24 protein-coding genes are annotated in these 18,487 nt (G+C 38.1%); 10 read left to right on the top strand and 14 right to left on the bottom strand.

Translation table 11 applies throughout. From position 1 onward, the window contains the following. Window positions 1-91 precede the first annotated feature (91 nt). Window positions 92-469, top strand: a complete 378-nt coding sequence (locus ACTJIV_RS11100; protein WP_111955730.1) for a winged helix-turn-helix transcriptional regulator — start codon at window positions 92-94, stop codon at window positions 467-469. A gap of 210 nt (window positions 470-679) precedes the next feature. Here ACTJIV_RS11100 and ACTJIV_RS11095 read toward each other — a convergent pair whose 3' ends face one another. Continuing rightward, window positions 680-1,045: a DUF1304 domain-containing protein gene (locus ACTJIV_RS11095; RefSeq protein WP_111955732.1), complete on the bottom strand. Its 366-nt coding sequence runs from the start codon at window positions 1,043-1,045 to the stop codon at window positions 680-682. Window positions 1,046-1,112: 67 nt separating this feature from the next. Between ACTJIV_RS11095 and ACTJIV_RS11090 the strand changes: the two genes are divergently transcribed. The 3 genes from ACTJIV_RS11090 (at window position 1,113) to ACTJIV_RS11080 (ending at window position 2,628) form a co-directional block, all read left to right on the top strand. Continuing rightward, window positions 1,113-1,685, top strand: coding sequence for a Crp/Fnr family transcriptional regulator (locus tag ACTJIV_RS11090; RefSeq protein ID WP_440627459.1), 573 nt, complete (start codon window positions 1,113-1,115; stop codon window positions 1,683-1,685). Window positions 1,686-1,748: 63 nt separating this feature from the next. After that, window positions 1,749-2,177, top strand: a complete 429-nt coding sequence (locus ACTJIV_RS11085) for a DoxX family membrane protein (protein ID WP_440627457.1) — start codon at window positions 1,749-1,751, stop codon at window positions 2,175-2,177. 7 nt (window positions 2,178-2,184) lie between these two features. Next, a complete protein-coding gene (locus ACTJIV_RS11080; protein WP_111955738.1) occupies window positions 2,185-2,628 on the top strand; it encodes a carboxymuconolactone decarboxylase family protein in 444 nt (147 codons plus the stop codon). 72 nt (window positions 2,629-2,700) lie between these two features. On the opposite strand, the gene ACTJIV_RS11075 is transcribed toward ACTJIV_RS11080, so the two are convergent. From ACTJIV_RS11075 to ACTJIV_RS11050, 6 genes are all read right to left on the bottom strand, one after another. After that, window positions 2,701-3,672 carry a cyclase family protein gene (locus ACTJIV_RS11075; protein ID WP_440627455.1) on the bottom strand — a complete coding sequence of 324 codons (972 nt, stop codon included), beginning with the start codon at window positions 3,670-3,672 and terminating at the stop codon, window positions 2,701-2,703. A gap of 76 nt (window positions 3,673-3,748) precedes the next feature. After that, complete coding sequence (locus tag ACTJIV_RS11070) at window positions 3,749-4,732, bottom strand: aldo/keto reductase (RefSeq protein ID WP_440627453.1); 984 nt, start codon at window positions 4,730-4,732, stop codon at window positions 3,749-3,751. 80 nt (window positions 4,733-4,812) lie between these two features. Then, window positions 4,813-5,487 (bottom strand): type 1 glutamine amidotransferase domain-containing protein, encoded by a 675-nt coding sequence (locus ACTJIV_RS11065; protein WP_440627451.1) that lies wholly within the window; start codon window positions 5,485-5,487, stop codon window positions 4,813-4,815. A 79-nt stretch (window positions 5,488-5,566) separates the two neighbouring features. Continuing rightward, window positions 5,567-5,854, bottom strand: coding sequence for a putative quinol monooxygenase (locus ACTJIV_RS11060; RefSeq protein ID WP_223558487.1), 288 nt, complete (start codon window positions 5,852-5,854; stop codon window positions 5,567-5,569). Between the two features lies 1 nt (window position 5,855). Further along, window positions 5,856-6,740: an NAD-dependent epimerase/dehydratase family protein gene (locus ACTJIV_RS11055; RefSeq protein WP_440627449.1), complete on the bottom strand. Its 885-nt coding sequence runs from the start codon at window positions 6,738-6,740 to the stop codon at window positions 5,856-5,858. After that, entirely contained in the window at window positions 6,740-7,354 is a 615-nt protein-coding gene (locus ACTJIV_RS11050; protein WP_111955748.1) for an NAD(P)H-dependent oxidoreductase, read from the bottom strand. Before ACTJIV_RS11050 ends, ACTJIV_RS11055 begins: the two co-directional genes overlap by 1 nt. A 179-nt stretch (window positions 7,355-7,533) precedes the next feature. Here ACTJIV_RS11050 and ACTJIV_RS11045 point away from each other — a divergent pair, with 179 nt between their 5' ends. Then, window positions 7,534-8,286, top strand: a complete 753-nt coding sequence (locus ACTJIV_RS11045) for a metallophosphoesterase family protein (RefSeq protein WP_440627447.1) — start codon at window positions 7,534-7,536, stop codon at window positions 8,284-8,286. A 41-nt stretch (window positions 8,287-8,327) separates the two neighbouring features. Further along, window positions 8,328-9,248, top strand: a complete 921-nt coding sequence (locus tag ACTJIV_RS11040) for a LysR family transcriptional regulator (protein WP_111955750.1) — start codon at window positions 8,328-8,330, stop codon at window positions 9,246-9,248. On the opposite strand, the gene ACTJIV_RS11035 is transcribed toward ACTJIV_RS11040, so the two are convergent. Together ACTJIV_RS11035 and ACTJIV_RS11030 are read right to left on the bottom strand one after the other, a co-directional pair. Beyond that, a complete protein-coding gene (locus tag ACTJIV_RS11035) occupies window positions 9,201-9,668 on the bottom strand; it encodes a GNAT family N-acetyltransferase (RefSeq protein ID WP_440627444.1) in 468 nt (155 codons plus the stop codon). The two genes, ACTJIV_RS11040 and ACTJIV_RS11035, sit on opposite strands and share 48 nt — an antisense overlap. Next, complete coding sequence (locus ACTJIV_RS11030) at window positions 9,668-10,102, bottom strand: GNAT family N-acetyltransferase (RefSeq protein WP_440627442.1); 435 nt, start codon at window positions 10,100-10,102, stop codon at window positions 9,668-9,670. The genes ACTJIV_RS11035 and ACTJIV_RS11030 overlap by 1 nt, the downstream gene beginning before the upstream one ends. Window positions 10,103-10,287: 185 nt before the next feature. Between ACTJIV_RS11030 and ACTJIV_RS11025 the strand changes: the two genes are divergently transcribed. The 3 genes from ACTJIV_RS11025 to ACTJIV_RS11015 all read left to right on the top strand — a co-directional run bounded on the left by ACTJIV_RS11025 (window position 10,288) and on the right by ACTJIV_RS11015 (window position 13,135). Continuing rightward, window positions 10,288-11,163 carry an aldo/keto reductase gene (locus ACTJIV_RS11025; RefSeq protein WP_440627441.1) on the top strand — a complete coding sequence of 292 codons (876 nt, stop codon included), beginning with the start codon at window positions 10,288-10,290 and terminating at the stop codon, window positions 11,161-11,163. A 109-nt stretch (window positions 11,164-11,272) separates the two neighbouring features. Beyond that, on the top strand, window positions 11,273-11,977 hold the full coding sequence (locus ACTJIV_RS11020; protein ID WP_440627439.1) for a DNA alkylation repair protein: 705 nt from the start codon (window positions 11,273-11,275) through the stop codon (window positions 11,975-11,977). Between the two features lie 93 nt (window positions 11,978-12,070). Then, window positions 12,071-13,135 carry an NAD(P)H-dependent flavin oxidoreductase gene (locus ACTJIV_RS11015; RefSeq protein ID WP_440627437.1) on the top strand — a complete coding sequence of 355 codons (1,065 nt, stop codon included), beginning with the start codon at window positions 12,071-12,073 and terminating at the stop codon, window positions 13,133-13,135. Window positions 13,136-13,291: 156 nt separating this feature from the next. Here ACTJIV_RS11015 and ACTJIV_RS11010 read toward each other — a convergent pair whose 3' ends face one another. The 5 genes from ACTJIV_RS11010 to ACTJIV_RS10990 form a co-directional block, all read right to left on the bottom strand. Further along, window positions 13,292-13,672 (bottom strand): hypothetical protein, encoded by a 381-nt coding sequence (locus tag ACTJIV_RS11010; RefSeq protein WP_146896883.1) that lies wholly within the window; start codon window positions 13,670-13,672, stop codon window positions 13,292-13,294. 290 nt (window positions 13,673-13,962) lie between these two features. Beyond that, window positions 13,963-15,300: a UDP-N-acetylmuramate--L-alanine ligase gene (locus tag ACTJIV_RS11005; protein ID WP_440627434.1), complete on the bottom strand. Its 1,338-nt coding sequence runs from the start codon at window positions 15,298-15,300 to the stop codon at window positions 13,963-13,965. A 2-nt stretch (window positions 15,301-15,302) separates the two neighbouring features. Further along, window positions 15,303-15,746, bottom strand: a complete 444-nt coding sequence (locus ACTJIV_RS11000) for a hypothetical protein (RefSeq protein WP_111955766.1) — start codon at window positions 15,744-15,746, stop codon at window positions 15,303-15,305. A gap of 15 nt (window positions 15,747-15,761) precedes the next feature. Next, complete coding sequence (locus ACTJIV_RS10995) at window positions 15,762-16,568, bottom strand: lysophospholipid acyltransferase family protein (protein ID WP_111955768.1); 807 nt, start codon at window positions 16,566-16,568, stop codon at window positions 15,762-15,764. A 27-nt stretch (window positions 16,569-16,595) separates the two neighbouring features. Next, a complete protein-coding gene (locus ACTJIV_RS10990) occupies window positions 16,596-17,225 on the bottom strand; it encodes an NUDIX hydrolase (RefSeq protein ID WP_111955770.1) in 630 nt (209 codons plus the stop codon). A 351-nt stretch (window positions 17,226-17,576) separates the two neighbouring features. On the opposite strand from ACTJIV_RS10990, the gene ACTJIV_RS10985 reads away from it, so the two are divergent. Beyond that, window positions 17,577-18,395 carry a hypothetical protein gene (locus tag ACTJIV_RS10985; protein ID WP_440627431.1) on the top strand — a complete coding sequence of 273 codons (819 nt, stop codon included), beginning with the start codon at window positions 17,577-17,579 and terminating at the stop codon, window positions 18,393-18,395. The last annotated feature ends 92 nt before the right edge of the window (window positions 18,396-18,487 follow it).

The following is an 18,487-nucleotide window of genomic DNA, read 5'->3' as shown; positions in this document are numbered from 1 at the left end:
TCAGTAAATTTGATACACAAATGTAAAGTGAGAATGGTTTATATTTGCTACCAGTTAACTATTGGTAACTAGTTACCTTAATGAAACTATTATGGCAAAAATTATTGAAAACGGCATAGAAAGAGAAGCAAGCTGCACAGAAGAACTGTTTGCAATGCGTGACAGCCTGGATGTTTTGGGTGGAAAATGGAAGCTGATGATTTTACGCTATCTGACGAACAGGACAGACCAGCAGATTCATTTTAAAAAACTGCAACGGGGAATTGATGGAATTTCTGCCAAAATGCTCAGTAAAGAATTGAAAGAGCTGGAAATCAATCTTCTCATTACAAGAACAATCCAGGACACAAAACCCATTACAGTAGTGTATGCGGTTACAGAATACGGAAAATCAGTTCTACCGGTCACTGAAACGCTTGTGAATTGGGGGATTATTCACAGGGAAAAGATCAAAGAATCGATGAGTTAGTTGATTTAAAGATTAAGTATTTAAAAATTGAAAAATGATCCCACTACAGAAATATTCGGCAAATAAAGAAATCTACTCAATCTGCGAGATAAAAAATATTAAACAAAAAAGTTTATTTATCACTATACCTTAAGGTAAAAACAATCTCAAAATAGTATTTGTTTCTGAGATTGCTTCGTCGCGTTGCTCCTCGCAATGACAATTTTAAGACTATTTCAAAAGCACAGCAATAATAGCGAGTATCGCGGGTAAAGCCTGCACAAAAAATATCTTCTTTGTTGCAGAAATGGCTCCATAAATTCCGGCTACAGCTACACATCCTAAAAAGAATAATGCTATATTATCCTGCCACTTCGGATCATCTATTAAAAATGACCAGATTAATCCTGCGGCAAGAAAACCGTTATACAACCCCTGATTGGCAGCCAATCCTTTCGTAGGTTTAAACATTTCTGCCGGTAATGCAGCTTTGAATACTTCTTTCCCTTTGGTTTCCCAGGCGAACATTTCCATCCACAGGATATAAATATGTTCCAGCGCAACGATGGCGATCAGAATTTTAGCAACAAGTTCCATGATTTTAATGTTTTTGACATTGTAAAACTAAAAAAATAAAGTTAAGTTTGGTTACTTAATTGCAAACATGGACAGTTTCAAAGCACATTTAAACAAATTTATAAAGGTTACGGATGAGGAATTTGCTTCCATATTTTCTTTTTTTAAGGAAGTGGAAGTGAAGAAAAAGCAGAACCTGATGCTTAATGGGGAGATCTGTAAATCGATGTATTTTGTGTCTGTAGGCTGCCTGAGGAAATTTTTTATCAATGAAAAAGGGGCGGAGCAGACCACTGAATTTGCCATAGAAAACTGGTGGATCACGGATACTTTCGCCTATGAAAGACAGATCAAATCAGATTTTTGTATCCAGGCGGTGGAGCGTTCTACCATTCTTATGATAGACAATCAGCAGCAGGAGCTTCTGCTGAAAAAACATCCCGTTATGGAACGCTACTTCAGAATGATCTATCAAAGAGCTTATGCAGCTTCGGAAAGACGGATCCGTTATTTATATGAGATGTCCAGAGAAGAATTATATGTACATTTCAGTACGCTTTACCCTTGGTTTATCCAGAGAATTCCACAGTATTTAATAGCTTCTTTTTTAAACCTTACTCCGGAATACCTGAGCGAAATCAGAGCAAAATTACGTTCTTAAACCAGTTTAAGATTTTTACCGATTATAAGTCGGAGATTTGTCATGTTATTAAAAGCCAGTATCATGACAAACAAAAATATCAAGTTTCCACAGCTGTTTTTAAGACTTGCTCTTGCTGTAACCATGCTTTCTGCCGTGGCGGACAGGTTCGGTTTCTGGGGTGCCAATTCAGCCTGGGGAAACTGGGCAAATTTTGAGACATATACAAGAAAACTCACCTTTTTCCTTCCTGAATCTTTAAGTATTGTTTCGGCTTATGCTGCTACTTTTTTTGAAATTATTTTCCCTTTAATGCTTCTCGTGGGTTGGAAAATCAGGATTGCAGCCTATGGGGCGGGTTTCTTACTGCTGGTATTTGCACTGTCCATGACCATCGCACTGGGAGTTAAGGCACCGCTTGACTACTCTGTCTGGGTAGGAAGTACCGGAGCATTTTTACTGGCGGTTCAGCCAAAATATTTTTTTAGTATAGATCATTTAACCCATAAATAATAATAGTATGAGCGCAAGATTAAATATTGCCAACGTAGATTCAGCGGCTTACAAAGCTATGCTTGGACTGGAAGGATACCTTCAGACCATTTCACTCAACCACATCCAAAAGGAGTTAATTAAGATCAGGGCTTCACAGATCAACAAATGTGCTTTCTGCCTTGATATGCACACAAAAGATGCCCTTAAATATGGTGAAACAACTCAAAGAATTTTCATCCTTAACGGCTGGAGAGAAGCGAAAGATTTTTTCACAGAAGAAGAACAGGTTCTTTTGGCGATGACGGAGGAAATTACCCTGATCAGCGATAAAGGCCTTACAGAAGAAACATTTCAGAAGGCAAAACAGTACTTTGATGAGGCAGCCATTGCACAGATCATCATGGCTATTGTGACCATTAATGCATGGAACAGAATAGCGGTAAGTACACATCTGGAAGTTCCAAAATAATTTTTGGCAAAACTTATGATCAAAATAGCCTTTCAAAACTGAAAGGCTATTTTATTTTTATGGATCAGGATTCTAATAGACTGCAACAGGATTGATATTTACCTGTGTGGATCCCACATACAATGGCTGTCCCAGAACAAACAGAAACTCCCAGATCCTGTCTTTTACCAATGGACGGCTGTCAATCAGTTCAAGATTGTAAATTCCCTTTTTGGCCAGCATGAACTGGTTGATGGGAAATTCTTCCTTGGATTTCGGATTGGGATAGACTTCTGATGCCCAGGTATCTCCTCCGAAAGCAACAATTCCCTGCTCAGCAAGCCATTGCGCAGCTTCCATACCAATTCCCGGTTCGGTTTCTAAAAACTTCTGATTATCCTTTCCGATCAGTTCCAGCCATCCGGTATTGAACAGCACAATATCTCCTTTTCTGAGGGTAATTCCCTGTTTCTTTAAAACGGCTTTAATATCTGATGCTGTAAATTCCGTACCACCCGGAACTACTGCTTTTCCATAGTGAGCGGTCATATCTAAAACCACACCCCGGGTAACAAAAGGAGGCACTTTTTCAATACCAAGTTTCTTTACTCCTTCTACAGTTACAAAATCAGTGGCTTTATTTCCGTTATAATACGTATTATCAATTCCGATGTGGCCGATGCCGTTCAGCTGGGTTCCCACCCCGGTCCATCCATTCACAAGCTCATCATTGAAAGTGAATTTATTCGGTCCAAGGCTCTTTCCGCCCTGTTCACCAGGCTGGATATTGTATAAATTAAAACTTCTGTGTCTGAAAGCCGGAAGATTTTTATCAATAGCTACAGCCAAAGGAAGTGTTTTACCCTGTTTTACTAATCCTACGGCTTGTTTTACAACTTCCGGGGTCAGCAGATTGGCAGCTCCTATTTCGTCATGTGCCCCATAAACAGAAGGGTACCATGATGTATCGTCAGGATTGATGCTTTGGTTTTGCGCTTTTAAAGCGATGCTGGTAATGGTCAATAGAGTAACCAATCCGAACATTTTGATCAGATTCTTTTTCATTTTTTATCAGGTATGGGGTGAAAGAAAGAAAAGCAGCAAACTGTTTCATCTGAAAGAGTTCACTTGCTGTATCAGATTAAATTTCGCTCAATGCTGTATTGATGAAATTCAATTCGTCCTGAGAGAGCTCAATGGACATAGCCTGGGCATTTTCGATAGCCTGCTGAGCATTTCTGGCTCCTGCCAATACAACGGTAATTGCCGGCTGCATGGTAGTCCAGCGTAATACCAGCTGTGAAAGGGAGGTGTTTTTTTCCTTAGCAATAGGTTCTATTTTTTCCAGGAAAGTTTTCACTTTATTTAAATCAAACTGTGAAAAATAGCCGTTTCTGTGGTCGTTATCCTTTAATTTATCTTCTTTGAAATATTTTCCGGTCAAAAGACCTCTTTCCATCGGGCTGTAAACAATAATTCCTGAATTATTTTCTAAAGAATAAGGGACCAGATCGCCTTCAATAGCTCTGTTCAGCATACTGTAAGAAACCTGGTTGCTCGCCAGATGAAGAGTTCTGTTAGCTTCCTGCATTTGTGAAACGGTATAATTGCTGACTCCTGCTGCAAGAATTTTTCCCTGCTGGATAAGAAGTTCCATAGCTTCCATTGTTTCGCAGATCGGGGTGGTGCTGTCCGGCCAGTGAAGCTGTAAAAGATCGATATAATCTGTTCCCAGTCTTTTTAAACTTTCTTCTACTTCTTTTATTACATTGGCTTTTGAAGCATATTTATATACCGGGAAGGTTTTTCCTTCATCCTCAGCATCAAAGAAAAATTCTCCTTTTCCGTTGTTGCTCCCGTCCCATACCAGCCCGAATTTGGTCAGCAGCTGGATTTTTGTACGGTCTTTTCCTTTAATAGCTTCTCCGATCATCTCTTCGCTGAGTCCGAATCCATAGAAGGGTGCCGTGTCAATAGAAGTTACGCCGTGATCCAGAGAGGCATGAATTGAATTGATGGAATCCTGTTTTTCATTTCCGCCCCACATATTTCCCCCGATGGCAAATGCTCCGTGAGTAATAGCAGACAGTTCCAGTTCTGTATTTCCTAATTTTCTGTATTCCATTTTTTGTTTTTGGATAAGTTGTATTTAAAAATTTAACCACAAAAGAATAAAGCTTTTGTCTTTTGTGGTTAATGAATTGATTATTTAGTAAGTTCTTTTAAAATAGCTTCACCTACGCTTTTTGCAGACTGTGGATTTTGTCCGGTAATCACTCTCTGGTCCGTTACTACATGGTTCTGCCAAAGCCCTGATTTTTCAAATTTTGCCCCTCTTTCTTTCAGTTTTTCTTCCAGAAGGAAAGGAACTACATTGGTAAGCTTTACTTCAGCCTCTTCTTCATTGGTAAAGGCATTGATTTTTTTGCCGTCTACAAGGTATTTTCCATTGTTCAATTTAATGTTCACAAGACCGGCCGGACCGTGGCATACTGCCGATACAATACCGCCATTCTCATAAATTTTTGAAGCAATACCTGCCAATTCTGTATTATCTGCGAAATCCCACATGGCGCCATGACCTCCTGCGTAGAAAATTGCGCTGTAATTGTCTGGATTTACCTGAGAAGGCTGTAAAGAATGATCGATTTTGTTTTTGTATTCTGTATTTTCCCAGAATTCTTTGTTTACGGGATCTTTTAAATCAAATCCGTCTACCGGAGGAGTTCCGCCTTTTGGGCTTACAAAATCAATTTCATATCCTGCTTTGTGAAGCACTTCCCATGGATGGGAAACTTCGCCAAGATAATATCCGGTGTCCTCGCCGGTGCTTCCTTTTTTGTCATGACTTGTTACGACAAACAAAATTTTCTTTTTCATAAGTTTAGATTTTTGGTGTTGTGCCTGTATAAACCCCACAGTAAGTAAGGCTAAAAATAAAAATGCTAATTTTTTCATATTAAAGGATATGGGTGGTATAAATTTGCGGTTGTTCCTGTAGTTTCTCGTCAATAATAGCTCCAAAAGCCTGAATATAAGGCTGCTGGTTATGCTGTGCCAGCCCTTCTTCGCTTTTCCAGATCTCATAGAAAATAAACTGGTTTTTATCTTCAATTCCCTGGTGAAGGCTGTAAAGTTCACAGGCTTCTTCTTTTCTTGTTTCCTGAACCATATTCTGAAGGGTTTCCAGTACTTCCGCCTGATATTCTTGTTTGGCTTTGATAACTGCCGTAAGATAAATTTTCATATTAAATAAAATTTTCGATGGATTGATATTGGGGATTCCAGCCCAGTTCTGCTTTGGCCTTATCCGAATTACACAAACTGTTTGAGGCAAATCCAAAATACCCTCCCGCAGGACCAAATGTATTGACTGCCTCCTGTATGCTGACAGACTGTGCCGGTTGTAAATTGTATTGTCTGCTTATATTTTCTGCCAGATTTCTGATCGTGGAAGAACCGTTTTCTGCATAATAAAGAGAACCTGCTTTTGCCTTTTCCAATGCAAGTACATACAGATCTGCAAGGTCCTCGATATGAAGGTTCGACCAGATATTTTCGCCTTTCCCAAAGTAAGCTCCAAATCCTTTGCCTTTAGAAAAATTGATCAGAGCCGGAAGCTGAATGCTGTCTTTTTTTAAACCCAGTCCCTCGCCATAAACCATGGTAGGTACAATGACGATGCTTCTTATATTTTTCTTGGCAGATTGAAGTATGTATTGATTAATCAGCACTCTTGATGCCATTTCAAGCCTGGGATTCAGGGGAATATCTTCTGTGTAAACAAAATCATTTTTTTCTCCGTTCTCTTTTCCTCCGAAAATAGCTGAACCTGAAGTAAAAATAAACGTTTTACCGGTTCCTTCCAGCGCATTGATGAAACTGTCTGCTGCATAGGCATCATCCGCAGAATCTGCAGTATGGATAATGGCATCAGCATTGGAAATGGCGGCATTCAAAACAGCTTCGTCATGTATATTGCCTATAATGGATTCAATTCCTGCCTGCTTTAATTTTTCTGCTGCCTCTGCATTGCGGACAAGCCCTGTAACACTGTAGCTTCGTTCTGCCAGCTTTCTGGCTACGGAACCCCCGATATAACCGGTGATTCCAGTTATTAATATCTTTTTCATTAGGCTAATTGTGGTTTAAGTTCTTTTTCAAAAACCTGCTCAATATGGTCTCTGTAAAGTTTCATATCACGTTCTATATTGGCGTTTTTCTCTACGTCGTGGAAGTGAAAACTTCCCATTTTTTCCAAAGAAACAAAAGCATTCATTTTATGGAATCCAAATAGTGGTCCATTATCTACACTGGTCTCATTGAAGAATTCTCCGGGAAGTGTAAAGGCAGTTTCAGGCGCATTCCAGCTGGTGGTTACCATATATTTTCTTCCGCCCAGCATTCCTCCGGTCCCATAGTTGATTTCCGGGTTTTCAGCTTTTCTTCCGTCGCTCATGTAAATTCCTTTGGCATGACCGGCTGTGAAAACTTCATCAATATATTTCTTGAATCCGTTGGGAAGCTGGAACCACCAGATCGGAGTGTGGTAGATAATAAAATCTGCCCAGACAAATTTCTTTACTTCTTCATCCTTATCGAAACCATTTGCAATTTGAGTGGTTTTTACTTCTATATTTTCAAATTTCTTAAGTACTGCAAGTGTATTTTCTGCAATCGTGTCATTATATTTTCCTCCGGAATGTCCGAAATTTTGCCCTGCGTTAATGATCAATACTTTTTTCATTTTATGATTGTTTAAATTTTATGATGCAAAGTTACATTCAGGTGTTGTATAATAAAAATAGTATAAATTATAAGTAACTATTAGAATAATGATAGTTGGATGTCTCATTCATGGTTAAATATCATATAGCCGGTTGAACCTGTTGTCAGACTTCTCCTGTAATTTTGTTATGAAATAGAATGAATATGATACGGATTGCCATTTTTAGTGATGTACATGGAAACCTTCCCGCATTGGATGCTGTGCTCGGGGATATGGAGAAAAGAGGAATTACACAGAAATTCTGCCTGGGTGATCTGGTTGATTTTGCCCCCTGGGGAAATGAAGTGATTGAAAAGATCAGATATCTGAACATTCCTTGTCTTATGGGAAATCATGACGAAAGAATTGCTTTTGATATCCCTGTTGTCCCTTTACCTAAACATTCACCGGGAGAAACAGAAGCCAGATTTATAGCTATTGGTCACTCCAAAAAGCATATTACAGACAAGAATAAAACGTTTTTATCAGGATTACCTTTTCACATAAAATTAAACTATAAAGTAGGAAAGCGGCACTGGAATATTCAATTGGTACATTCAGGTCTCTTGAATAATGATATTTACCTGTATGAATCTGAGAATAATAAGGTTTTTCTAGATATGCTGGAAGAATCCCAGTCTGATATAGTTGTAATGGGACATACTCATTTATCATTTAAAAAATATTTTGAAACTAAAGGATGGGCTGTTAACTGTGGATCTGTAGGCCGTTCCAAAGAAGAAAACCGCCTGGCATCCTACCTGATTCTGACGATAGAAGAAGATTGTATGCTGCCGGAGATTATTCAAATTCCTTATCCTATTGAAGAAACTGCTTTTGCTATCGAAGAAAGCGGGATTCCCGATTATTATGCATCCTTTCTAAAGAATGAAAAAACATCAGTATTATAATTATTTTGTAATTTTGTATCAGAATATTTATAATTAAAGTTATGGTCAATTTAGAATGGTACCGCACTTTTAAAGCGATATACAAAACCGGAACCCTCACAGGAGCAGCAGATTCCCTGTTCATTTCACAACCTGGCGTGAGTCTCCATTTAAGCTCATTGGAAGCGTATGTAGGATATAAATTATTCGACAGAACCGGAAGGAAAATGATCCCTACCGAAAGAGGAAAAGTATTATTCAATGCTGTTTCTGAACCGATTTCCAGGCTGGAAGATGTAGAGAAAAACTTTCAGAAATCCACTGAAAAACTGACTCCTACCATCAGTGTGGGAATGTGTTTTGAGACCTTCCAGACTACACTGGAGCAGTATGTTTCTACTTTACCTTTTAATCTGATCATCAGCTTTGGAGAATATCCCGAAATGCTGGATCAGCTGGATAAAGGGATTCTGGACCTGATTATTACACCCAAAAAAGGAGTTTCACCTAATATCGAACATGAGGCATTTTCTTCCGAGCAGATCATTCTTGTAGGCGGAAAAGACATAGATACGGAAAGCTTCCGGAAAACACTCGATACCAAAGGAATAGAGCATGCCGAAGAATGGCTGAAACAGGAAAAATGGTACGGAACGACAGGTGATATGGAGCATCTTTTCCAGTTCTGGATCATGAATTTCGGGCATAAACCGAATTTCCGTCCCAATTATATAGTCCCGAATTTAAATTCCATCATCCGCTGTCTGAAAGGCGGAACAGGACTGGCTGTTATTCCTAATTTTCTGTGTAAAAATGAAATAGAGAACGGGGATGTCAAAATGATCTGGGAAGGTGAAAAAAAACTGGAAAATACGCTCTATTTCGGCTGCAGAAAAAAAACAAATTATCAGTCTGAAATCGATCATATTAAAGGCTTATTCAGAAAGGTCATGGGCAAGAACAACCATGTCGCGCATCTGTAATCCATTTTCATAAATAGGGAATGGGTAATGGTCTGTAAAGAAATCTTTACGTATTCCCTTTTTTATAAAGCCGTTCTTTTCGTAAAATTTAATCTGTTGGAAACCTGTATCTGAAGTTCCTACAGTTAAAATTGCATAGCTATTTTCTTTGGCTATTTCTTTCGCTTTATTAATAAGAATACTGCCAATTCCCTGGCTTTGGTAGCTTTCAATAACTGCTATGTTTTTGATTTCCAATTCTGTACTGCTGTTTGGATGCAGCGCCATTACAGCAATATTCTGAAAGCCGTCATTTAAAACATAAACGATACAATCAAAAATATACTGGTTAATGGCTTCAATAGTTTCATCAGCAAGTAACAGTAATTCATACGGAATATTCGTTCCCGGTTCTAGCTTATTAAAAACGAGATTTTTCATTACAGACTCATATGAATAAGTGGATAATCTTTTCCTGAGCCATCCTTCTCCGATCTTCCAACCCTTTTGAAACCCATTTTTTCATAAAACCCAATAGCTTTAGGATTCTGTTCGTTGACATCCACTTTGGTCAGGCCTGTAGTCTCCTTCATAAATTCGTAAAGTTTTTTGCCATATCCTTTTCCCCGTACATCATCATGAATAAAAAGCATTTCCAGATTATCCTCAACTACAGAGGCAAAACCTTTTGCTTCACCATCTTCCGAAATCAGATAAACATCAAGATGCGGGAGGTAGTCTCTTGGAATAGCTTCTTTAAAATAATTAAAATCTTCGTCAGTAAGGAAATCATGGGTTGCTTTTACAGCAGATTCCCAGATTTCCATAATTCTTGGATAATCTTCAGCTGTAGCCAGCCTGATTTGATGGGACATTGTTATGAGTTTCCTGCAAAAATAGGGAAATTAGGTTAGAAGTTAGAAAGAGTTGTGAAATGGAGAAATATTATCAACAGCCTCTAATTAGTTTAAAAACAGTAAAAATGGTAAGCAGGATTCCAATTTTTTATTGCAAATTTGTTAGGCTTTACATTAATATCAAAAATTAAATTAAAGAAATTATGCAAAAGAAAACATATGCAGGGCAGCCTGTAGTGACCTTAAATAACGGAGTGGATATTCCGGCTTTGGGCTTTGGAGTATGGCAGATGGAAAATCTGGATGAATGTGAAAAAGCAGTGGTAAAAGCCATTCACACAGGATACAGAATGATTGATACAGCAGCTATTTATCAGAACGAAACAGCAGTGGGCCAGGCGGTGAAAGACAGCGGAGTGAACAGAGATGAGTTGTTTATTACTTCAAAAGTCTGGGTTCAGGATCATGGTTATGAAAAGGCAAAGAAAGCCTTTCAAAGAACTTTGGACAGGCTGCAGATGGATTATCTGGATATGTACCTGATCCACTGGCCTTATGGGGATTTCCTGGGAACCTGGAAAGCTCTGGAGGAATTATATGCAGAAGGAAAGATCAAGGCTATCGGCGTATGTAACTTTACGGTAGAGAAGTTAGAAGAATTGAAAGCCAATTCAAAGGTTCATCCTGTAATCAATCAGATTGAGCTTCATCCGGTTTTTCAGCAAAAGGAGCTTCAGGTATATGACAGAGAAAACAATATCGTAACGCAGCCATGGAGCCCTCTTGGAAACGGAAATGCAGATCTTTTAAACAACTCCCAGCTAAAAGCGGTTGCTGAGAAATACAATAAAACTGTGGCTCAAGTGATCCTGAGATGGCACCTTCAGGAAGGCTTTGTTGTCATTCCGAAATCTGTAACGCCTTCAAGAATTGAAGAAAATTTCAATGTTTTTGATTTTGAACTGACTGAAGAGGAAATGAATATTGTCCGTTCTTTAGATACAGGCAAAAGATTGTTCTTTGATCCTAAAGACCCTGAATGGGAAGAAAAGATGTTGAAATCCGTAGCGGATATTTAATATAATATTACCCCATTTTCTCCCGCAGATCAAACGGAACACAGATTTAATACAACAATCTGCTGAATCAGTTTAATCTGCGGGTGTTTTTTTTTAATTAGATAAAATCATGACTGCAGCACAATTCATAGAAAAACTGTCCACTTTCAGAAATGAGAAAGAAATAGGCAAGGTTGAAAAATTTTTTAAAGGAAATGATGATAGTACAAAGCATTTTGGGGTTAAGTTCGGGGATGTTTTCAAAACGGCAGAAGAATTTTCTGCTTTGCCGCTGAAAGAAATTAACAAGCTTCTCGATAATGATTTCTACGAAGTAAGAATGGGTGCAGTGAGTATTATGAGTTTTCAGGCGGGGAATAAAAAAACACCGGAAGAAAAGAAAAAAGAACTATTTGATCTGTACTTACAGCGTCACGACCGTTTAAACAATTGGGATTTTGTAGACCGTGGAGCCAGGAATATTATCGGAAACTATCTGATTGATAAGTCAAGAAATATTTTGTACCAGCTGGCTGAATCTGAAAACCCTTGGGAAAGAAGGACGGCCGTTGTCAGTACGCATGCTTTTATCAGAAAAAATGATGTTGAAGATACCTTTAAGATTGCAGAAATCCTTATTCATGACCCTCATGAGCTGGTAAATAAAGCAGTTGGAAGCTGGATCAGGGAAGCCGGAAAGAAAAATCCCAAAAGACTGTATGATTTTCTTGATCAGTATGCGAAAGCAATGCCTGCTGCTACTTTTTCTTATGCTATAGAAAAACTCGATCCTGAAATGAAAGAGCAATATAAGGAACTGCGTAAGGAGAAGTAAAAGATTCATCTGTAGGTGTTTGTGAGCAATATCATGCTTTATAAACTTAACATATCATCAGATTTTTGTAAATTTTACATAAAAATAATTCTTATGTTTTGGCCGGATACACTCAATAAAATTTTTGATGTAAAATATCCTGTAATTCAGGCTCCGATGTTTGGGGTAAGTACTCCGCAGATGACTGCTGCAGCTTCAAAAGCCGGATGTCTGGGATCGCTTGCATTAGCAGATCTTTCTGCAGCTCAATCTGCTGAGCTCATCAGAGAGACCAAAAAACTGACAGATCAGCTGTTTGCTGTCAATATTTTTGTCCACCATATTCCTGAGCTGACAGATTCTTTGAAAGAAAAATTTGTTAAAACCAAACAGTTTATTACCCAGCTTGCAAAAGAAAATAATATAGAAGTTCAGCTTCCTGATCCTGAAGAGATCAGAGTGAATGGCTATCTTGAGCAGATAGATGCTATTATTGAAGAAGGCTGTAAGATTCTGAGTTTTACTTTCGGAAATCTGGATGGTAAAAGCATTCAGAAGCTAAAAGAACATGGAATAATCCTTATAGGAACCTGTACTTCTGTAGAAGAAGCTTTAGTCCTGGAGAAATCTGGAACTGATATCATTTGCGTGCAGGGAATTGAAGCCGGAGGTCACAGAGGATCTTTTGATGCCGATATTATTCCTGAAATTGGAGGAATGTCTTTATTTTCTAACGTATATAATCATGTGAAAGTTCCGCTCATTTATGCAGGCGGTATTTATAATGGAAAAACTTTAAGGGCAGCAAAAGAACTTGGAGCACAGGGGTTCCAGGTTGGAAGCATCTTGCTGGCATCAGAGGAAAGTGCTTTGCAGCCGTTTGAAAAAGGAAGACTGAAAAATGTAACAGAAAAGGACATTGTCCTGACAAAAAGCTTTTCGGGCCGGTATGCGAGAGGAATCAAAAATAAATACATCGAAACTCTTGAAAACTCAGCCTACATTCTGCCTTATCCCTATCAGAATAAGCTGACGAATGAGTTGCGCAGGGTTTCAAAAACATTGAATGATCCTGATTTTGTAGGCATCTGGGCTGGACAATCAATTCACGATTACAGTGAACTTTCTACTGAGGATATATTAGAAAAGCTTATTCATCAAGCTGAAATTATTTCCTAAAATTATTTACATATTTAAACACTGTAAATAATGAAGGAATACCCTGAATTGTTTTAAAAAAACCACCTTTAGGAATGTTCCAAAGATGGTTTTTGTATTTCTGATCAATAATAAGAGGTGATAGAGGCAAAAATAACCCTATATTCTGCTAAAATATTAATATTCTGCTGAAGCGGTAAGAATCTGTCCAATATCTATGCTTTTTTTTACCAAAACTCCATTTACATAAATCTCAACATTCAAAGTGGAAGTGTCATTAAGACCTATTGCCTTTGCTTTAATTTTTGTAGGGAGGCTAACGTTGCCAGGTGCCGGGGCTATTGTCTTATACTCAAATTCTGAACTCGTCCATGAAGTACTGTTAATTCCTGTAACTGAAATAGGCTCGACACCATTAGGGTTAGGATTCTGATAAATAATATTAGTTATAACAGAACCAGGAGATGCTTTTACTTTGTAATACCATTTAAAATTAAATTCTTTAAGCTCTGGATCATCATCTTGATGACATGAAGAAAGGACTGAAAATAACCCCATTATTATAAAAAAAATAATTCCTTTGCTCTGTCTTTGTGTGTTGTTTGTCATTTATATTTTCTTTGCATAATTGTGATGCAAGAATACTTGTTTTAGACAAAACAGTAATAAAAATAAAGTGTTACATAGATATGACATCTACTTAATAATATAATAATGTTCTGTAATTATTTTATTTTGAGGATGATATAAAATAAGTAGATTGTTTCCAAAGATAGGGAATACTAATAAAAATTAAAATAAAAAAACGTTCTTCAAATAAAGAACGTTTTTAATTGATGTGGAAAATATTATTTTGTAAGATCTAATCCTCCGAAGTTGCCGGAACTCATCATCAGGAAAACACCGTTTGTTTTATCCAGAGTTTCCCAATAGGCATGCAGTTCTTCGGCATTGGTAAATACCCTCAAGGCATCATTTTTGAATTTTTCTTTAATGAATTCCGGAGAGATAGGTTCCATTCTTTTGATCTTTAACGCATCTTCAGAATAGAAGACTATGGCTTCATCCAAGCCGTCCATAGCATGATCATATTGTTCAAGGAATAATGGATTTAAGCTTGAATAGGTGTGAAGCTCCAGGAATCCGTATTTTTTTTCTTTTTTAAACTGCTCACAGAAAGCTTTTACCGCAGCTTTTACTTTGCTTGGCGCATGGGCAAAATCTTTGTATAGAACTCCCTGATCTTCTCTTTCTACTTTTTCGAGACGTTTTGAAGCTCCTTTAAAACTCATAATGGCTTCGTAGAAATCTTCATCCATAATACCCAGCTGACGGCAGATATGCCTTGCCCCTTCCATGTTCAGCAAATTGTGAGCGCCAAAAACGGAAAGAGGAACGTCTCCCATTTCAGTTTTTAGATACACTTTTCCATTGCTGATCTCATATTCAGGAGTTTTGTAAGGGATTTTTCTGAAGTAGTTTTCGGCCGCTTCCACTACTTTTACCACTTCTGCATCTTCTTCATTGTAGACCAGAACACCGCCGGGAGTAATGCTTGCAACGAACTTTCTGAACTGATCTATATAATCGTCAAACGTTTTGAATACATTGATGTGGTCCCAAGCAATGCCGCTCATTAAAGCAATATTCGGCTGGTACAGAAGAAACTTTGAACGGAGATCAATAGGAGAGGAAAGGTATTCATCACCTTCCAGCACCATAAAATCATTCTCCTGTGTTAGCTTTACCATACAGTCAAAACCTTCCAGCTGTGCACCCACCATAAAATCTACATCTTTCCGGTGAAAGTTCAGCACATGAAGAATCATGGAAGTAATGGTTGTTTTACCGTGTGATCCGGCAATGACCACTCTTGTCTTATTTTTTGACTGTTCGTAAAGGAATTCAGGATATGAATAAATTTTTAAACCCAGCTCTTTTGCCTTTGCCAGCTCAGGGTTATCCTGATGCGCATGCATTCCAAGGATAACTGCATCAGTATCCGTAGTGATCTTTTCCGGGAACCAGCCCATTTCCTGTGGCAGAATTCCTTTCTTTTCCAGTCTGGATCTTGAAGGCTCAAAAATAGCATCATCCGAACCTGTTACCTGATATCCTTTGTCTTTTAATGCAATAGCAAGATTATGCATGGCGCTTCCGCCGACAGCAATGAAGTGGGTTTTCAACTTTATTTATTGTTTTTTTTAACATTATTATTAATGACCTCCTGGAAAGCATTCAGAATATTGTCCCAGTTTGTCGTAAAGTTCGGCATCATCATGCTGGCGTCAGACTTGCTGCCTTCATTTGGTCCTTTCTTTACATTGATGGAAGTGGTTACATGATCATACAGCTTTTTGTGGTCTTCCTGTATCCTTCTGAAATTGTTCTGGGAAAGGGTATGGTCCAGTTTCTTTAAATCTTCATCAGAAATTTTAAAGTCCTGTTTGTATTTTTTTCCCGACTCCTCTAGAGAGTAATGTGCATTATTACCTTTGATGAGTAAATTCTCGTATCTGGGAGCATAGCCTCCGCTTCTGGAATAGCTTATATCAAAATCTGAATATACTTTCTGACTGTTACACGAAACTAATACCAAGACCGTGAATAAGATCCCTAATATTTTGTTCATAATTTTCTACTTACTTTAATTATTTGAATCCTTTTGTTCTAATTTTTTAGCTTTAAGTTCTTCATCATAATTGTGTAGTACATTGAAATCTTCCGTCTGCTCAATAGCAGTCATGATCTTCAATAAAATTTCAGGCGCCTTTTCGTTGTCATAATCTATATCCAGAGGTGCTTTAAACTCCATGGTAGGTTTTACGCCTGTAACCTTAACACGGAGGCCCTTTTTGTCAAATGCCCTTCTGAACCCGTTGATCTTGATAGGAATCACAATCGGGCGCTGATTTTTGACCAGTTTGGCTGTACCTCTTCGTCCCTGAGCAAAAGCAGATGTAGTACCTTGAGGGAAAGTAGCTACCCAGCCGTTGTCCAGAGCTTTCATAATATTGTCAACTTCCGTAAGATCTACCATTCTGTTGACTGTTTTACCCTCCGCTCTCCAGGTTCTTTTTACCGTTACGGCCCCTGCAATTTTGAAAATTTTAGGAAGAATCCCTTTATTCATGGTTTCTTCTGCTGCTACATAGTAAAAATCGATCTTTGGGTTCAGCAGGTAGATGGGGTTTTTAATGGTGTCCAGATATCCGTTGTTCACAGCGCAGAATGCATGATACATGGCAGCTACATCTGCAAAATAAGTTTGATGGTTAGACACAAAAAGCACGTTGGAATCGGGAAGATCCACAAGGTGTTCCGTACCGGTTATCTTCAATTTATTAAAGCCGTTGAACCTTCTGTAGGATACAACTCCTAAAATAAAAATGATAAACCTTTTTAAAAAATAAGGTGTTCCGAATGCATCGGTGAAAATATTTTTCTTCGCCATCTCTTAATTAAACACGGTAGTGCAAAGTTACATTTTTTTCAACAACTGGCTAAACTCGCTCAATATCATTGCTGTAGCGCCCCAGATGATATATCCGTTGAAATTAATAACCGGCACTTCATGTCCGGCAGCACTTGGCAGGGCCATAATTTCAGGATTATCCGGCAGGCTGAGAAAAGAAGTGATAGGGAATTCTATAGTTTCTACCGCTTCACTCTGCTGAAGAACGAAAAGCGGGTTCTTTTTAGTATATGAAATGTAGGGATAAACATAAAAATTACTCGGTGGTATATAGATAGGAGACATCTCCCTGATTACCCTTATATAGTGCTTGTCTATACCAATCTCTTCCGAAGTTTCACGTACTGCGGTTTCAGCAAAATCCCTATCCATTTCCTCACGCTTGCCGCCGGGTAAAGAGATCTGTCCGCTGTGTCTGTCGTGCTCGTTAATGGTTCTTTGGATCAGCGGGAAATACCATTCATTATCTTTTAAGTAAAGTACAATATTAACAGCTGCAAATTTTGGATTTTTTGCCAATACTTCATCATACGTAAATACAGGACGGGAAGGGGGTGAGAATACTCCATGGGCATTTATTCCCGGGAGCTCTACATTTGTAATTTTCCTCAATAAATCTTTTCCAAAACTTTCCATACCTCAAATTTAGTAATATATAGTGAAGAAAAGAATAGGCATTAACATTAATTAACCATTGAAAAGGATTAAAAGATTTAATAATTCAGGAATTTTAAAATTAAGGGATTGATAAAATAAGTGTTTTTGTTATTCTGTATAATTAGAGTTATTTTATGTATTTATTTGAAAATCAGTATTATAATATACCGTGTTTTTACGTAACTGAAACACGTTACACAGAGAAAACGGTAAACAGTTACATCGGGAACGGTAAACCGTGATTTTGAAAATTTACACTTTAGCAGTGGTTTTTCATTTTGGTTTAGCATATACCTTTGTCATACTATTAACCAATTAATTTTTATCAAAATGAAAAACTTTATTACTGGTGTTTTTACGCTAATGGCCATGAGTTTCAACTTCGCACAATCAAACATTGATGTTACTGCCCAGATTGGAAACTTGAATACTGCTACTGTTGATCAGACAGGGCTTTTCAATATCAACTCTCTTGCACAGGATGGAAACCGGAATACGGCAGACATAGATCAGGTGGGTGTTCTGAACATCAATACTGCTGAAAGTATCGGGAACAGAAACTCAATCGACGTAGACCAAACAGGTCTTGGCAATACCAATGAAGTAAGCCAAATGGGAAACAGAAACTCTGCAGTTACCTGGCAGCTTGGTGCATTTAACTCTACAGAACAGACTCAGATCGGAAGAAGAAATGAAACATCTTCTACACAGCTGGGTTTAGGAAATGCTGTCGTACAATATCAGGATGGAAGAAGAAATGATGCATCTGCTATTCAGTTAGGTAATGGCAATGATGCTTACCAAATTCAGCTTGGAAGAAGAAATGACGCAAGTGGTCTTCAGGTAGGTAATGCTAACCTTTTAGTACAATATCAGGACGGAAATGATAACAGTGCCACAAACGATCAGGTAGGTAACAATAATATTGCTGCTGCAGTTCAGATTGGGGATGATAATATGTCTGTGGGAGTACAGGTTGGAAACAGCAACCAATTATATCAACTTCAGTTAGGGGATTCCAATACCGCAATCGATGTTCAGATGGGTAACAGTAACTTTAGCTGGGTAGCCCAAAGCGGAGATTCTCACATTCATGTAGGAACCCAGCTGGGCAACGGAAATTCAATGGTTATTAACCAATCCAATTAATATGTATTGTAATCTAAAATAAAAGGAGGGGCCGCAGTTCTCTCCTTTTTTAAGCTTTTCATGATAAACATACCCACAAACCGTTATTTTAT

Origin of the sequence: Chryseobacterium sp. 22532 (genome assembly GCF_052044665.1) — a bacterium.
In the GTDB taxonomy this organism is placed as follows: Bacteria; Bacteroidota; Bacteroidia; order Flavobacteriales; family Weeksellaceae; genus Chryseobacterium; species Chryseobacterium lathyri.
The sequence above is the reverse complement of the archived record's forward strand: the minus strand, read 5'-3'. Positions and strand labels throughout refer to the sequence as shown.

Coding starts and splice junctions, on each gene's coding strand:
- ACTJIV_RS11060 (WP_223558487.1), bottom strand. CDS start 5,854: ATGAAAATTTATCTTACGGCAGTTATCAAAGCCAAACAAGAATATCAG.
- ACTJIV_RS11085 (WP_440627457.1), top strand. CDS start 1,749: ATGACAAACAAAAATATCAAGTTTCCACAGCTGTTTTTAAGACTTGCT.
- ACTJIV_RS11070 (WP_440627453.1), bottom strand. CDS start 4,732: ATGGAATACAGAAAATTAGGAAATACAGAACTGGAACTGTCTGCTATT.
- ACTJIV_RS11095 (WP_111955732.1), bottom strand. CDS start 1,045: ATGGAACTTGTTGCTAAAATTCTGATCGCCATCGTTGCGCTGGAACAT.
- ACTJIV_RS11020 (WP_440627439.1), top strand. CDS start 11,273: ATGACTGCAGCACAATTCATAGAAAAACTGTCCACTTTCAGAAATGAG.
- ACTJIV_RS11100 (WP_111955730.1), top strand. CDS start 92: ATGGCAAAAATTATTGAAAACGGCATAGAAAGAGAAGCAAGCTGCACA.
- ACTJIV_RS11075 (WP_440627455.1), bottom strand. CDS start 3,672: ATGAAAAAGAATCTGATCAAAATGTTCGGATTGGTTACTCTATTGACC.
- ACTJIV_RS11090 (WP_440627459.1), top strand. CDS start 1,113: ATGGACAGTTTCAAAGCACATTTAAACAAATTTATAAAGGTTACGGAT.
- ACTJIV_RS10985 (WP_440627431.1), top strand. CDS start 17,577: ATGAAAAACTTTATTACTGGTGTTTTTACGCTAATGGCCATGAGTTTC.
- ACTJIV_RS10995 (WP_111955768.1), bottom strand. CDS start 16,568: ATGGCGAAGAAAAATATTTTCACCGATGCATTCGGAACACCTTATTTT.
- ACTJIV_RS11035 (WP_440627444.1), bottom strand. CDS start 9,668: ATGAAAAATCTCGTTTTTAATAAGCTAGAACCGGGAACGAATATTCCG.
- ACTJIV_RS11080 (WP_111955738.1), top strand. CDS start 2,185: ATGAGCGCAAGATTAAATATTGCCAACGTAGATTCAGCGGCTTACAAA.
- ACTJIV_RS10990 (WP_111955770.1), bottom strand. CDS start 17,225: ATGGAAAGTTTTGGAAAAGATTTATTGAGGAAAATTACAAATGTAGAG.
- ACTJIV_RS11065 (WP_440627451.1), bottom strand. CDS start 5,487: ATGAAAAAGAAAATTTTGTTTGTCGTAACAAGTCATGACAAAAAAGGA.
- ACTJIV_RS11055 (WP_440627449.1), bottom strand. CDS start 6,740: ATGAAAAAGATATTAATAACTGGAATCACCGGTTATATCGGGGGTTCC.
- ACTJIV_RS11045 (WP_440627447.1), top strand. CDS start 7,534: ATGAATATGATACGGATTGCCATTTTTAGTGATGTACATGGAAACCTT.
- ACTJIV_RS11025 (WP_440627441.1), top strand. CDS start 10,288: ATGCAAAAGAAAACATATGCAGGGCAGCCTGTAGTGACCTTAAATAAC.
- ACTJIV_RS11050 (WP_111955748.1), bottom strand. CDS start 7,354: ATGAAAAAAGTATTGATCATTAACGCAGGGCAAAATTTCGGACATTCC.
- ACTJIV_RS11030 (WP_440627442.1), bottom strand. CDS start 10,102: ATGTCCCATCAAATCAGGCTGGCTACAGCTGAAGATTATCCAAGAATT.
- ACTJIV_RS11040 (WP_111955750.1), top strand. CDS start 8,328: ATGGTCAATTTAGAATGGTACCGCACTTTTAAAGCGATATACAAAACC.
- ACTJIV_RS11000 (WP_111955766.1), bottom strand. CDS start 15,746: ATGAACAAAATATTAGGGATCTTATTCACGGTCTTGGTATTAGTTTCG.
- ACTJIV_RS11010 (WP_146896883.1), bottom strand. CDS start 13,672: ATGGGGTTATTTTCAGTCCTTTCTTCATGTCATCAAGATGATGATCCA.
- ACTJIV_RS11015 (WP_440627437.1), top strand. CDS start 12,071: ATGTTTTGGCCGGATACACTCAATAAAATTTTTGATGTAAAATATCCT.